Origin of the sequence: Mesorhizobium sp. L48C026A00, from assembly GCF_000502375.1 — a bacterium.
Taxonomy (GTDB): Bacteria; Pseudomonadota; Alphaproteobacteria; order Rhizobiales; family Rhizobiaceae; genus Mesorhizobium; species Mesorhizobium muleiense.
The window spans coordinates 83,000-96,427 of sequence record NZ_AYWU01000008.1 but is presented as its reverse complement, the minus strand read 5'-3'; the positions used below and the strand labels follow the sequence as shown (position 1 = coordinate 96,427).

Below are 13,428 nucleotides of genomic sequence, written 5' to 3'. Positions count from 1 at the left end.
ATAGGCTGTTCCGCCCCTGGGGAAAGGATTGCTTGATGAGCAGAATGTTGATTGTAATGGTTGCTACCCTCGCCGTTACCAGCCTGAGTGGCTGCGCGAACGGGATCGGTAAAGGAAAGGGGAAGGCTCCTCCGCCGGAACCCGTTGCCGTAGAAGAGCCCGTGATTAAATAAGCACCGGCTTTCGGGGATTTGGGGAAGGGCCGCCAGGCCCTTCCCCATCGATATGCAGGGGCCAAGGCCGGATTCGCAGCGTACATGCGGTTGGCGGGCATAGGCTGGCACCAGGTCTGCCTCGGAGTTCTGGATGAGATGACGCTTGTAAGTGGCCGTTCAACAATTGTGGCCCTGCTCGCGCTTGTCGCGGCGTCATGTCAGTCGCAGGACAACAAGCCCCAGCCGACTTTTGTGTCCAATGAACGGGCACTGAGTACCGCGGCGATGCCGGCGCGCGCGGCCCAACGGCATTTCATCGAGTTCCGCTCCCGGTACGCCCTTACCTACGGCCATTCCTACGTGATTTTTGGACGATTGAACCAGGCGGGACGGATGGTCAACCCCGAAGTCGCGGGGCTCGCTCCGAAGTCCGATGATCCCAATGTCTATGTTCTCGGCCATGTGGCGCCCGTGCCAGCCACGACCGGGTGGACGGACGGCGACCTGGAAGATGCCTACCGGTCGGCAAGCTGGCGCGTTTTACTTACCGAAGCCGAATATAGGAAAGTCGTCGCGAGCATACGAAAGCTGCAGGCCAGCTCTCCGCTTTGGCACGCCTCACTCTACAACTGCAACGCATTCGTAGCGGACATCGCCAGATCGATGGGGTATAAGACCCCCGGTACCTGGCTCCGGCCGCAACAATTCATAACCAAGCTTCGGGAGATGAACGGCGGTTGAAATGCGATTTGCAAACCCGCTCTCGCCTCATTCGCCCGGTCAACTCCGAAAGCAGCGCGCTCTGAATGTCTTCGGTCGACAATTCGGACGCTGACATCGTTGCGACGGTTTATCGTGGTCCCAGATCGAGAAAAGGCTCCGGTGACCTGAAGTGACCATTTCTGTAGCTTCACTTGGCGAGATCATATGGGTGATCGGCCTCGTTGCCTGGTATGTGATCCGGTATCCCTTCGAGCGCCGGGCAAGGCGCGTGCGAATTGTAGCTGGCGGCCGCTCGCGTTCCGACACCGTCGGGCTTGCATCGGCTCTCCTTGGCCTGGCGATCCTGCCTGGCTTCTATGTCGCCACCGGCATCCCCGCAGCGGCTGACCATCCGGCCAGCGTGTGGTCGGTGGCGCTCGGAACCATCATCTTCTGCTCCGCGCTGTGGATTTTTCGCATGTCCCACAAGGAACTTGGCCGTAACTGGTCGATCACGCTCGAGATTCGCGAACGGCACGAACTGGTCAGCGCCGGGCCATACGCCTTGGTCCGTCACCCGATGTACACGTCGTTCCTGCTTATGGGGCTCGGCCAGCTCTTTCTGCTGCCGAACTGGGTTGCGGGCATATCCGGTTTGATTGGTTTCGCCGTCCTTTTCCTGCTGAGAGTGGACAAGGAAGAGCGTATGATGCTTGAGACTTTAGGCCCGCAATACCGTGCCTATATGGAAAGGACCAAGCGAATAGTCCCTTATCTTTATTAGAGGTCGTTTGATGCGAGGTCGAGCCATCAAGCTTTCGGCGCCCCGGCGCCTTGTTGGCGATCTGATGAGGTTTTCGATCGGCGTGCCACGGGTCGCGGTGCAGCGTCAGATGAATCTCGGCCCACTCGTAAGGGCTAGAATGGCGCAGCAGACCAGGCCCTCGTGGACCGCGATCTTCCTGAAAGGCTATGCGCTTCTCGCCCTGGAGATGCCGGAGCTGCGGCGCGCCTATGTCAAATTGCCCTGGCCGCAGCTTTACGAGTATCCGGCAAGCGTGGCCTCGATTGCCCACGAGCGCGAATATGATGGCGAGCCGGCCGTTCTGCTGAGCTGCATCAAATGCCCGGAACGCTACTCCATCACGGAACTTGAGGGGTCCATCCACGCGGCTCGATCACGGCCGATCCTCGAGGTCCCGGAGTTCCGGCGTGCCTTGCGCATGGCAGCTGCGCCCGCGCCTGTCAGGTGGCTGCTTATGTGGCTAGGGTTGAACATCGCCCGGCAAAGGGCAAATTACTTCGGTACCTTCCAACTGTCCGTCTATTCTGGTCTCGGTGCAGAATCACTCAACCCGCTGACACCATTGACCACGCTTCTGAACTACGGTCCGATCGGCAACGACGGATCGGTGAATGTCCGCATCCACTACGATCACCGGGTGATGGATGGAGCGAACGTCGCACGAGCACTGGAGCGATTCGAAAAGATTTTGAACGGCACTGTCGCCAATGAAGTGGTGCTGCTCGGTCAGGGTGTTTCCGCTCCTGCAAGACAGAGGAACGCGACGTGATTTCGCACAGTGGATTGCGGCCGGCCGTCGTCGTGATTGGCGGCTCGGGTGGAATTGGCCGGGCAATTGCGAGCGTCGCTGCACGGGAGCACGGCGCGGTTGTGCTGGTTGCCCGCTCGCCCGAGGGTTTGGCCGCCGCGGCGTCCGAGGTTCGGGAGGCGGGTGGCGAGGTATTCACGCTCGAGCTGGATCTCGTGGCAGGCGATGCGCCAATTCGCCTGGAGGGCTTTCTGTCCGCACACGGCCTGGTCTGTGATGTCCTGGTCAACAGCGCCGGCTATGGCCTGCGGGGTGCGACGACGGCGCTGCCTGTTGATGGTCAACTCGGCATCATCGATCTCAACATACATTCCCTCACAGAACTGACCCTCCATTTTCTGCCCGGAATGGTGGCGCGCCGACGGGGCGGGGTGCTCAATCTCAGTTCCGTGGCCGGGTTCCTTCCCGGACCTTATATGGCTCTGTATTTCGCCAGCAAAGGTTTCGTGCGCTTCTTCTCAGAGGCGCTTCACCAGGAATTGCGTCGAACCGGTGTGACGGTCACATGCGTGGCACCGGGCCCGGTGTCGACGGAGTTTCTCGCAAGGTCAGGCGCCAATCAGACGGTGCTCTTCAACGTCTTGCCCAAGGTGGATGCGGAATATGTGGCCGAACGTGCGTGGCGAGGGTTCAGATCCGGTCGTCGCCTCGTCGTGCCGGGAATCTCGGCCAAGTTGGCTGCCCTGGCGGCATCGCTCCTGCCTTCCGCAGCGCTGCTGCCCCTGGTCGGCCGGCTGCAACGCGGCGGCAATGATCAATGTCCCTGCGGTTCAGGTATGAAGTTCAAGAAATGCTGCGGTACCCGCCAGATCCAGCTGCGCCGGGGCCCTCGGGGAATTATCCCCTGACCGGACCAGCTCGCCACCGAAAAACCTCATTGAAGCAAGAGACCGCTCGCCGATGGCGGGCCATTAAGCATGTTCGTGGCATCGCCGTTAAGCATGTTGGTGGCAGAGAGGAGGCTCCTCCATCTCTGAACAGCGCTCTGAGGAGCGGGTATTGCGACCGTTGGAGCCGTTTCCAACAAAAGCCACCTTTGAAATGATTGGCGCTGTCGAGCTCCGTTAACGCCCCATCAAGGTTAATGCATCATCGTGCCTCTCCAGTGGGGTCCGTTGCGTTTCTGGAGAGTTCCGTGCATCGACGTGTTTTGAAGCGGCTTGTCGCTTTCGCCGGTGAGAAAAGACGTTCCTTTCTGTCTCCTCTGGTCGTTGGACTTGGCATCTGGGTCGGCTTTCCCAATGTCATCGCCTACCAGGACATGACGAGCCTGGTTTCCGGCCTCAAGGCGCCGAACGCCCGCTGGAACGCCTATGTCGAGAAATCCGTCGCCGGCTCGGTCCATGCCGCCGAAATGCCTTTCCTCGATTCCGACACCACCGGCTCGATCTCGGGTTCCGGCGTCCGGTTGCCCGGCATCGGCGCGGTGTCGTTTCGCGGCAAGGGCAGCCTGGCCAGCACGACGCCCGACGAGGACCGCATCATGCGCGCCGACAAGAAGGGCCGCATCATCATCGTCTCGCCGGTCGCGCCGCCGAAGAACTTCAATGCCGGCTCGGTGTTTGAGCGCACCTCCTCGCTGCTTCGCCCGAGCATGGACAGCGGGCTGAAGATGGCGTTCGCCAAGCCCGAGATCAAAGGCAAGGAGATCCAGATTGCCGCCGCGTTCCATAGGCGCGTCGACAAGAAGCCGGATCCCGGCGTGCCGGCCATGCTGGCCTCGCTGGTCAACAACGACCGCCCCGACGTCCTGGCGACCGCCTACGCAGCGGCCGCGCCTGACTATGCCCAGGCTTCGCCCTTCGAGGCCTTGCTTCAAGACGAGCAGCCGAACGATGGCCGCTTCATTCCGCCGGTGGCCAAGGGCGATCATTCGTGGATGCAAACCGCGCTGCCGGCGAGCGTCTTCTCGAAGCCGGAACAGGCTTGCCTCGCCAATGGCATCTATTTCGAGGCGCGCGGGGAATCGGTGCGCGGCCAGGCCGCCGTCGCCCAGGTCATCCTCAATCGCGTTCGCAATCCGGCCTATCCGAACTCGATCTGCGGCGTCGTCTATCAAAATGACAAATGGTTCAACCGTTGCCAGTTTTCCTTCGCTTGCGACGGCAGGAAGAAGCGCATCCAGAGTCCCGCCCACTACAAGACCGCGCAGGACATCGCCATGGCGGTCACTGCCGGCAAGATCTTCATCCCGGAAGTCGGATCGTCGACGCATTACTACGCCAACTACGTCAACCCGGGTTGGGCGCGGACGATGAAAAAAATGACCAGGATCGGCCTGCACATTTTCTATCGCACCTATGGCGGCGGCTGGAGCTGAGCGCTCCGGCAAGGCCCCGGGCGCGCCCGATCGAAGACCCGTCGCTGCAGGGATTCGGCCGCGACACGCCGGCGGCGGTAGCGGGCACGATGTCGCACCCTGGCAAGCTATTGATTTTCATAGGAAAAATACTTGACGATGAAGTCCTGCCCGTGGCTTGACGGGCGGGGACCCTCTAACTATGTTGCCGGCGACTTAAGAGCGGACGGACGGTGACGATCTGACCGGGGAAGGGGGTTGCGATGGCCGACAAGAATGGGCCAGACGGAACCGGAGAAACCGGCCGCGGCAAACAGCGTCAAGCCGATATCCGCGACGACGATCTTGAGCGCCGCCGGCGCGACCTTGAAGCATCGCTTGCAACAAGGCGGCCGGACCGGCTCGAGGGGAAAGACGACGCGAAAGCGGGCAGTGCGGCCGGATATGGCCAGGCGCTCAAGCTATCCAGCGAGTTCATCGCCGGGATAGTGGTTGGTGCTGGTCTTGGCTGGATCATCGACCGTGTGGCGGGGACATCGCCATGGGGTCTGATTGTTTTTTTGCTGCTCGGTTTTGGCGCCGGCGTGCTCAATGTCCTGCGCTCCGCGGGACTTATGGCGGAATTCGGACAGGGCGACAAAGCCCGCGATCCGAAAGAATGACTTGAGGCGCCGCTTGCCGGCGCAGTGAACAGGACACTAAAGCCGCGCGCGGCTTTGATGGGGATATAAAGTGGCTGCTGACAAGGTCGATCCGATCCACCAGTTCCATATCAACAAGCTGATTCCGATCGAGATCGGCGGCTACGACCTGTCGTTCACCAATTCGGCGCTCTTCATGGTCGCGACCGTCGCCGCCGCCTCGGCGTTCCTCTATCTCAGCACCTCGAGCCGCAGCCTCGTTCCCAGCCGTCTTCAGTCGGTCTCGGAAATGGCCTACGAATTCGTCGGCAACATGCTGAGGGACGCAGCCGGAACCCAAGGCATGAAGTTCTTTCCCTTGGTATTTTCGCTGTTCATGTTCGTGCTCGTTGCCAATCTGCTCGGTCTTTTTCCATATTTCTTCACCGTCACCAGCCATATCATCGTCACCTTCGGCCTTGCCGCGCTGGTGATCGGAACCGTCGTCGTCTACGGCTTCATGAAGCATGGCCTTGGTTTCCTGAAACTGTTCGTGCCGCATGGCGTGCCGGTTTACCTGCTGCCGCTGGTGGTGCTGATCGAGGTGATTTCCTTCGTTTCGCGCCCGGTCAGCCTCTCGGTTCGTCTGTTCGCCAACATGCTGGCCGGCCACATCACGCTGAAGGTGTTCTCGGGCTTCGTGGTGAGCTTGAGCGCGCTTGGCACGCTCGGCATTGCCGGATCGGTCCTGCCGCTGGCGATGGCCGTGGCGCTGACGGCGCTGGAACTGCTGGTTGCCTTCCTGCAGGCCTACGTCTTTGCCGTGCTGACCTGCATGTATCTGAACGACGCCCTGCATCCCGGGCACTGACCCAGTTGACCCAAGAGTTTCCGGCCCTGCTGCCGGGATAGAAATCGCAACGGAATTTTTTAGATCCAAAGGAGTTGAACACATGGAAGCAGAAGCAGCAAAGTTCATCGGCGCCGGCATCGCATGCCTCGGCATGGGTGGCGCCGGTATTGGCCTTGGCAACATCTTCGGCAGCTATCTGGCGGGCGCGCTGCGCAACCCGTCGGCCGCGGATGGCCAGTTCGGCCGCCTGATCTTCGGCTTCGCCGTGACTGAAGCGCTGGGCATCTTCTCCCTGCTCATCGCGCTTTTGGCCCTGTTCGGCTGAGCCCCTGTTCGGCTAACATTGGGAATTGGAAGGGCCGGCCGCAAATCGGCGGCAGGCCTGACATCAGGGGATAGTCCATGTTCGTGACATCTGCCTTTGCGCAAGAGTCCGCGCCTGCCGTCGAAGGCGGCCATACCGGCACGGAAGGCGATACGCATTCCGGCACCGGTGTGCCTGCCGAGGCGCACGGCGTGTTCCCGCCATTCGATCCGGCGACATTCCCGTCGCAGCTTCTGTGGCTGGCGATCACCTTCGGGCTGTTCTACCTGTTCCTGAAGAAGGTGGTGATGCCGCGTGTTGGCGGCATCATCGATGTCCGCAACGACCGCATCACCCAGGACCTCGACCATGCCGCCAGGCTGAAGGGCGAGGCCGATGCCGCCGTTGCCGCCTATGAGCAGGAACTGGCGGAGGCCAAGACCAAGGCCAATGCGATCGGCCAGCAGGCCAACGATGCCGCCAAGGCGGAAGCCGAAGCCGCCCGCAAGAAGGTCGAGGCAGCGCTTGACCAGAAGCTTGGCGAAGCCGAGGCTCGCATTTCGACCATCAAGGCCAATGCCATGAAGGAAGTCGGCACGATCGCCGAGGACACGGCTTCGGCAATCGTCGAGGCGCTTGTCGGCGGCAAGGCCAGCAAGGCCGAGATCGCGGCAGCCGTCAAATCCGTGGCCCGGTGAGGAGCGCATCATGGACGCCACATCACTCGCGACGCTTTGGGCCACCGTTGCCCTCGTCATTTTTCTGGCCATTGCCGTCTACGTCAAGGTGCCTAAGCTGATCGCCAAGGCGCTCGACGCCCGCGCCGACAAGATCAGCAACGAGCTTGAAGAAGCGCGTCGGCTGCGCGAGGAGGCCCAGCAACTGCTCGGCCAATACCAGCGCAAGCGCAAGGAAGCCGAGCAGGAGGCCGCCGACATCGTCGCCGCCGCCAAGCGCGAGGCCGACATGCTGGCTGCCGAGGCGCACAAGAAGACCGAGGACTATGTCACCCGGCGCACCGCGCTTGCCGAACAGAAGATCGGTCAGGCGGAGCGCGAGGCGATCGGCGAAGTGCGCGCCAGTGCCGTCGATATCGCCGTCGAAGCCGCCCGCACGCTGCTCGCCGCCAAGATTGACGCCAAGGCGGGCGCCGACCTGTTCCAGGCCTCGCTTCAGGACGTCAAGTCCAGGCTGAACTAAGCCGGGTAATCTCCCTCCTTGAGGGGGAGATGTCGCCGAAGGCGACAGAGGGGGTCGCCTCGGCGTCGCGACGCCCTATCGGATAATATGTCGAATGAAAGGAGGGGCGCGGCGCTTCACGCGCGGCTACCTCCTCTGGCCTGCCGGCCATCTCCCCCTCAAGGGGGGAGAAAGCGCTCAAGCCAGGTCGGAAAAACTCTCTTCGTCCGGCACCTCGGTGCCGCCAATCCGGAACGGTGCGAAGGACGCGCGGTGCAGCCGCGCCACCGGTCCATGCACTTCGATCGCCGTGCGGTGGCGGACCGTGGCGTAGCCCATATGGAGCTCGAAACCGTAAAGCGCGTGATGGCTGCCGCAGCCGCACATCATGCGGTCGCGCATCACCTTGGCGACGATCGAGGCTGCGGCGATCGACTGCGAGCGCTGGTCGCCCTTGATAAGCGCTTTGCCTTCGCATGGCAGTCCGGGCGGCACGTCGCGGCCGTCGGCCAGGGCCAGCTTTGGCTGCACCGAGAGCCCGACCAAAGCGCGGCGCATCGCTTCGAGGCTGGCCTTGAGAATATTGCTGCCATCGATGCCTTCCGCGCTGACCGAGGCCATCGACACGGCAAGAGCGGAGCCGAGGATTTTCAGGAACAGCGCCTCGCGCTGCAGATGGCTGAGGCGCTTGGAATCGTCGAGGCCGTCTGGAATGTTGGCGGGATCGAGCACTACCGCAGCCGCGACGACCGGCCCTGCGAGTGGGCCGCGCCCTGCCTCGTCCATTCCCGCCACCGGCCACAGGCCTTCGGCCATCGCCTTCGTCTCGAAGGAGAAATCGGGTCTCTCAACGATTTCGAAGAGAAGCGGAGAATCAGAACGCGCGCGAGCCATGTTGCGGCGAGGTTCGCATCGGCTCCGATTCTCCGCAAGCCCCTCCGGGTCGGGTGAGGCACCGGACCCGGAGGGCACCGTCTGCAGGCCCGGGGACAGGACAGGCTGGACGGGATTTTTTCATCTGCCGCCGGCAGCGGCGGCAGACGATATCTTCAAAGCAGCATCAGTTGCTCGGTTGCCTTGGCTGCGGCGACGAACTGGTCGGTCCTGAGCGACCGCCGCTCGGCGTTGAGGCCAAGCCGTTTGGCGGCGATCTCGAAGCGCCGGCCGATCTGCCAGGCATAGGGGCCGGAGCCTTTCATGCGCTTGCCCCATTCCGAATCGTAATCCTTGCCGTCGCGCATCGAGCGGATCAGCGACATGACGTGACGGTAGCGGTCCGGATAATGACGCAGCAGCCAATCCTTGAAGATCGGCGCGACCTCTAGCGGCAGGCGCAGCAGGACGTAGCCGGCCTCGCGCGCTCCTGCCGCACGTGCCGAATCGAGGATACGTTCCATCTCCTGATCGGTCAGGCCGGGGATGATGGGAGCGACCATGACCGAGGCCGGAATGCCGGCATCCGAAAGCTGCCTGATCGCCTCCAGCCGCTTGGTCGGCGTCGACGCGCGCGGCTCCATCGTTCTGGCCAGCATACGCTCGAGCGTCGTCACCGACAGCGCCACCTTGGCCAGCCCGCGTTCGGCCATGCGCGACAGAATGTCGAGGTCGCGCGTCACCAGCGCGGATTTGGTGACGATGCCGACCGGGTGGCCGCGCGCCTCCAGCACTTCGAGGATCTCGCGCATGATCCGGTACTGCTTCTCGATCGGCTGATAGGGGTCGGTGTTGGTGCCGATGGCGATGGTACGCGGCTGGTAGCCGTCCTTCGACAATTCCTTGTCGAGCAGCCGCGCCGCATCCGGCTTGGCGAACAGCTTCGATTCGAAATCCAGTCCCGGCGACAGGCCCATGAAGCTGTGCGTCGGCCGCGCGAAGCAATAGACGCAGCCATGTTCACAGCCGCGATACGGGTTGATCGAGCGGTCGAAGGAAATGTCGGGCGATTCGTTGCGGGTGACGATGGTGCGCGGCTTCTCGACCTGCACCTCGGTCTTGAAGGGCGGCAGCTCCTCAAGCGAATTCCAGCCATCGTCGAACACATGCCTGCTGACCGGTTCGAACCGGCCGGACGGGTTGATGCCGGCGGACCGGCCGCGATTGCGCTCCGGACGGATACGGACGCCGCTCTGCTCGATCATTGCATTGGCCATCTCGGCTCTTCCAGCCCCGAAGGCAGCAATGTCGGCACGTACGATCTGTTCCATCTTCGCCCTCTCCCAGGGACTGTCGGCTGGCTGTCGAATCGCTCTGTTCATGAAAATAATCCTATTTTATCCGTTGGAACAAAGCAAGAACATTTTTATGGGGCGACGCAAAAACTGGCGCTGTGCCCGGCTTTCCGCTATTCGGCTAACGATGCTCAGCGTTCTCATCCAGACCCTGAATGACGAGGAAAGACTTGCCCGCACGCTCGCCTCGCTGATCGGCGGCGCGGTCGAGGGCGTGGTGCGCGACGTCATCGTGTGCGACACCGGCTCGACCGACCAGACGCACCGCGTTGCCGAACATGCCGGCTGCCTTTATGTGGCGAGCGGCGGCATCGCTGCCGGCATCAGGCAGGCCAAGGGCGACTGGCTGCTGCTGCTGGAGCCGGGCGCGCGGTTGGGCGAGGGCTGGATCGACGAGGTCGTCGCCCACACCGCCAGGCAAACCATGCCGGCGCGATTCTCGCGGGCCCGCGGCAGCCGCGTCCCGTTCCTGTCGCGGGTGTTTTCGGGAAACCGGGCACTGGCCCAAGGGCTGGTGATCAGCAAGCGTCAGGCCGCGGCTCTATCGAAAAACGCCCGCAGCGCCGAGGCCATCGCCCGCGGCCTTGCGACCAAGAGGCTCGACGCCGAAATCTGGGTCGCGCCGGTGAAGTGACGGTCGTCTCTTTGCCGGCCAGCGGGCGAGGGAAGGTCGCGTCCTTTGCTGCGGTAGTTCTCCGCCGAGGTCGTCTTCTACGAGACCGCAGTTTATCCGGGGTTAGGCGGGATGATGTGACGCGTGGATCGGGTTGCCGACCTCTGTGTATTGCGTAAAGCCCGTAAAGCCCGTATATTCCGGAACAAAGGGGCCTCGCCGATGACCACCACCGTCACAGCCGCCGCCGTCTCGAAAAACTTCGGCGCCTATCAAGATGCCGCGGTCCGCGATCCGGTCATCATCACCAAGAACGGCCGCCCGCGCACCGTGTTGCTGGCTTACGAAGATTTTGTCCGGCTGTCGAAGCGCGATCGGCGGGTCGAGTTGACAGCAGAACTCAGCGCGGACGAAATCGCCGCGGTCGAAGCCTCCGAAATGGATCCGGATCTCGACCATCTCAATGAGGAACTCAACGGGACAAAAAGCCTGACAGCAAAAAATGCTGCCGGCTGAAATCAAAGTCGGCCACGTCTTTCGTTATTCTTATCTCTGGCATTGGCAACACCGCGAGGGGCCGCATTGGCGCGACACTCCTGGGAGGAATGCACATGCTTGTCGTCCTGCGGGAAACTCGCGATACTCGGCGACATTTCGGGGAGATCGCAGATGAATGTATCCAAATTCGTTCGTATCGCCTTGCTGGCAGCCGCTTGCTCAGTGCCGACGATCGCGGTGGCGCAGGAGTTGTCGCTTTGGTCGGTTTATGAGAACACGCTCAAATCGGCCAAGTACATCGATCTGACTCATGCCTTCGAGCCGGTGCAGCCGGTATGGCCGGGCTTCGCCAACGCCAGGTTCAAGCCGGCTGTCGCCGGGAAGGACATCGAGGGCTACGTCAAGGCCGGCGAAGAGTTCACTTACGACAAGCACGGGTTTGTCGCGACTGCCTACGAGTTGGCGACGGACCAATATGGCACGCAGCTCGATCCGCCCTCCCACTGGAACCCGCTCGGCGCAACGATCAGCGACCTGCCGGCCACCTATGCCGTGCGGCCGCTCGTCGTCATCGACATCAGCGGCAAGGTGCGGACTGACGAAGGCTATCACCTCCAGGTCGCCGATATCGAGGAGTGGGAAAAGCAGCACGGCCGCATTCCGGAAGGTTCAGTCGTCTTCGTGCGTTCGGATTGGTACAAGAAATGGTCCGATGCCGCCCGCTTCAACCAAAAACCGTTTCCAGGCGTCAGTTTGGACGCACTGAAATTCCTGCATCTGGAGCGGAAGATCCTGTTCCATGGTCATGAGCCGCTCGACACCGACACCACGCCCAATCTCGAAGGCGAACACTGGCTGCTTCACAACGATTTCACGCAGGCAGAAGGCGTCGCAAATCTCGACAAGGTGCCAGAGGCCGGTGCGTTGGTCACAATCGGCTTCGCCAAGCCGCTCGGCGGGTCAGGCGGATATGCGCGTTACATCGCTATTGCACCCGCCGACTGGACCGAGGGCGTCTCGGTCACCGAAACGCCTGGTGCGCCGCTTTCCCGGCAAACCGCGCCGCTCAAGCGCGACGAGAACGGCGTCTTCCGCCCGACGCCCTGATCGTAGACGATATCGTCGGGGCGGCAGGGCCGTGGCGCGTCCCATTCCACGCGATTTGTGGCGCAAGTCGGGACAAAAGGTTCAGACGACCAGCCCCTCCGGCGCTCGCGAAAACGTGACTGTCCCGATGATAGCCATCGCAATTGCTGGCGCTATCGTGGCATGTGCGCCAATCCTGCCACGGGAGACAGCCTTGCTCCGCCTATCCGCCGCCGTTCTGCTGACTGTGGCTTTCTGGCCGTTCGCCGCTTCGGCCCGGGACGAGCCGCCGCCGTCGAGATGCGTTGCGATCGCTGAAGCGCTGCCGTCGGCCACCTATGCCAGCTTCACGGCGCCAAAGGCGCAGCCGTCACGGCTGGCCCAGGCTTTCGTCGACGGTGACGTTACGATCACCTATGCCGGCCATTCGACCTACGTTATCGAGACACCCGCCGGCGTCAGGATCGCCACTGACTTTTCTGGCGTCTATGGCGCTGACCCGCTGCCGCGCGTCGTGACTATGAACAAGGCCCACCGCACCCACTATTCGGACCATGTCGATCCCGGTATCGAATATGTGCTGCGCGGCTGGAATCCGGACGGCGGTCCGGCGCGCCACGCCCTTGTCGTCGACGATGTCTATATCCGCAACGTGCCGACGGATATCCGCAATGGCGGCGATCTCGGCAAGGACGGCAATTCCATCTTCATTTTCGAAGTGGCTGGACTCTGCATCGGCCATCTCGGCCATCTGCACCACCGGCTGGAGGATGCGCATTACGGCGCCATCGGCCGGCTCGATATCCTTATGGTGCCTATCGACGGCGGCATGACGCTGTCGCTCGACCGGATGACTGAAATCACCGCGCGGCTCTATTCCTCGATGATCCTGCCGATGCATCGCCATTCGACCCCGATCAGCGAATTCACAGGTAGGATGGGCGACGATTTCGCGGTGGAATTCTTCTCCGGCCGGTCGCTGACGGTCTCACTGAAGACCCTGCCCGACCGGCCGACGATCATCATCCTCGACGGGGTTTGACCGCTTCGTCGCGGCCTTCTCCGCTGTGCGCGGCCTCACTACTCCACCTCGCTCAAATCACGCGCTGTCGCGAACTCAACGAGCGTTAATGCTCCGTCAAGCTTGCCAGAAGGATTCCGGGCGATCCTTTTATTGTGCATTGCACAAAGCCTGACCGGGGATTACCGTTCCTGTGATGCGGGCGGACGGGTTTGGGTAACGCCTGAGCGTTGAGCGGCCGACGTTTCGTCGGCGCC

At 62.2% G+C, this 13,428-nt stretch carries 17 protein-coding genes; 15 read left to right on the top strand and 2 right to left on the bottom strand.

Going from position 1 to position 13,428, the window contains the following annotated elements:
* Positions 1-35: 35 nt before the first annotated feature.
* The 11 genes from X738_RS87025 to X738_RS58690 all read left to right on the top strand — a co-directional run bounded on the left by X738_RS87025 (position 36) and on the right by X738_RS58690 (position 7,746).
* Entirely contained in the window at positions 36-173 is a 138-nt protein-coding gene (locus tag X738_RS87025; protein WP_084646669.1) for an ABC transporter, read from the top strand.
* A 138-nt stretch (positions 174-311) separates the two neighbouring features.
* Entirely contained in the window at positions 312-896 is a 585-nt protein-coding gene (locus tag X738_RS58735) for a hypothetical protein (protein ID WP_031255001.1), read from the top strand.
* A gap of 157 nt (positions 897-1,053) precedes the next feature.
* Positions 1,054-1,641 carry a protein-S-isoprenylcysteine O-methyltransferase gene (locus X738_RS58730; RefSeq protein WP_031254999.1) on the top strand — a complete coding sequence of 196 codons (588 nt, stop codon included), beginning with the start codon at positions 1,054-1,056 and terminating at the stop codon, positions 1,639-1,641.
* 10 nt (positions 1,642-1,651) lie between these two features.
* Entirely contained in the window at positions 1,652-2,431 is a 780-nt protein-coding gene (locus X738_RS58725) for a hypothetical protein (RefSeq protein WP_023799402.1), read from the top strand.
* Positions 2,432-2,445: 14 nt separating this feature from the next.
* The gene (locus X738_RS58720) at positions 2,446-3,318 is read left to right on the top strand and encodes an SDR family NAD(P)-dependent oxidoreductase (RefSeq protein WP_373420414.1); all 873 of its coding nucleotides are present in this window, start codon (positions 2,446-2,448) and stop codon (positions 3,316-3,318) included.
* Between the two features lie 287 nt (positions 3,319-3,605).
* Entirely contained in the window at positions 3,606-4,790 is a 1,185-nt protein-coding gene (locus tag X738_RS58715; protein WP_031254997.1) for a cell wall hydrolase, read from the top strand.
* 242 nt (positions 4,791-5,032) lie between these two features.
* On the top strand, positions 5,033-5,431 hold the full coding sequence (locus X738_RS58710; RefSeq protein ID WP_023799399.1) for an AtpZ/AtpI family protein: 399 nt from the start codon (positions 5,033-5,035) through the stop codon (positions 5,429-5,431).
* A 70-nt stretch (positions 5,432-5,501) separates the two neighbouring features.
* Positions 5,502-6,260 carry a F0F1 ATP synthase subunit A gene (locus tag X738_RS58705; protein ID WP_023799398.1) on the top strand — a complete coding sequence of 253 codons (759 nt, stop codon included), beginning with the start codon at positions 5,502-5,504 and terminating at the stop codon, positions 6,258-6,260.
* Between the two features lie 82 nt (positions 6,261-6,342).
* On the top strand, positions 6,343-6,567 hold the full coding sequence (locus X738_RS58700; RefSeq protein WP_023799397.1) for a F0F1 ATP synthase subunit C: 225 nt from the start codon (positions 6,343-6,345) through the stop codon (positions 6,565-6,567).
* Positions 6,568-6,644: 77 nt separating this feature from the next.
* A complete protein-coding gene (locus tag X738_RS58695) occupies positions 6,645-7,244 on the top strand; it encodes a F0F1 ATP synthase subunit B (protein ID WP_023799396.1) in 600 nt (199 codons plus the stop codon).
* 10 nt (positions 7,245-7,254) lie between these two features.
* Positions 7,255-7,746 (top strand): F0F1 ATP synthase subunit B, encoded by a 492-nt coding sequence (locus tag X738_RS58690; protein WP_023799395.1) that lies wholly within the window; start codon positions 7,255-7,257, stop codon positions 7,744-7,746.
* A 177-nt stretch (positions 7,747-7,923) separates the two neighbouring features.
* Here the strand turns inward: X738_RS58690 and X738_RS58685 are convergent, their stop codons facing one another.
* Both X738_RS58685 and X738_RS58680 read right to left on the bottom strand, forming a co-directional pair.
* Positions 7,924-8,619: a ribonuclease HII gene (locus X738_RS58685; protein ID WP_023799394.1), complete on the bottom strand. Its 696-nt coding sequence runs from the start codon at positions 8,617-8,619 to the stop codon at positions 7,924-7,926.
* Positions 8,620-8,774: 155 nt separating this feature from the next.
* Positions 8,775-9,929: a PA0069 family radical SAM protein gene (locus X738_RS58680; protein WP_023799393.1), complete on the bottom strand. Its 1,155-nt coding sequence runs from the start codon at positions 9,927-9,929 to the stop codon at positions 8,775-8,777.
* Between the two features lie 151 nt (positions 9,930-10,080).
* On the opposite strand from X738_RS58680, the gene X738_RS58675 reads away from it, so the two are divergent.
* From X738_RS58675 to X738_RS58660, 4 genes are all read left to right on the top strand, one after another.
* On the top strand, positions 10,081-10,587 hold the full coding sequence (locus tag X738_RS58675) for a glycosyltransferase (protein WP_023799392.1): 507 nt from the start codon (positions 10,081-10,083) through the stop codon (positions 10,585-10,587).
* A 201-nt stretch (positions 10,588-10,788) separates the two neighbouring features.
* Positions 10,789-11,082: a type II toxin-antitoxin system Phd/YefM family antitoxin gene (locus tag X738_RS58670; RefSeq protein ID WP_023799391.1), complete on the top strand. Its 294-nt coding sequence runs from the start codon at positions 10,789-10,791 to the stop codon at positions 11,080-11,082.
* A 153-nt stretch (positions 11,083-11,235) separates the two neighbouring features.
* Entirely contained in the window at positions 11,236-12,171 is a 936-nt protein-coding gene (locus X738_RS58665; protein WP_023799390.1) for a cyclase family protein, read from the top strand.
* 193 nt (positions 12,172-12,364) lie between these two features.
* Positions 12,365-13,192, top strand: a complete 828-nt coding sequence (locus X738_RS58660; RefSeq protein ID WP_245277668.1) for an MBL fold metallo-hydrolase — start codon at positions 12,365-12,367, stop codon at positions 13,190-13,192.
* Positions 13,193-13,428: the final 236 nt, after the last annotated feature.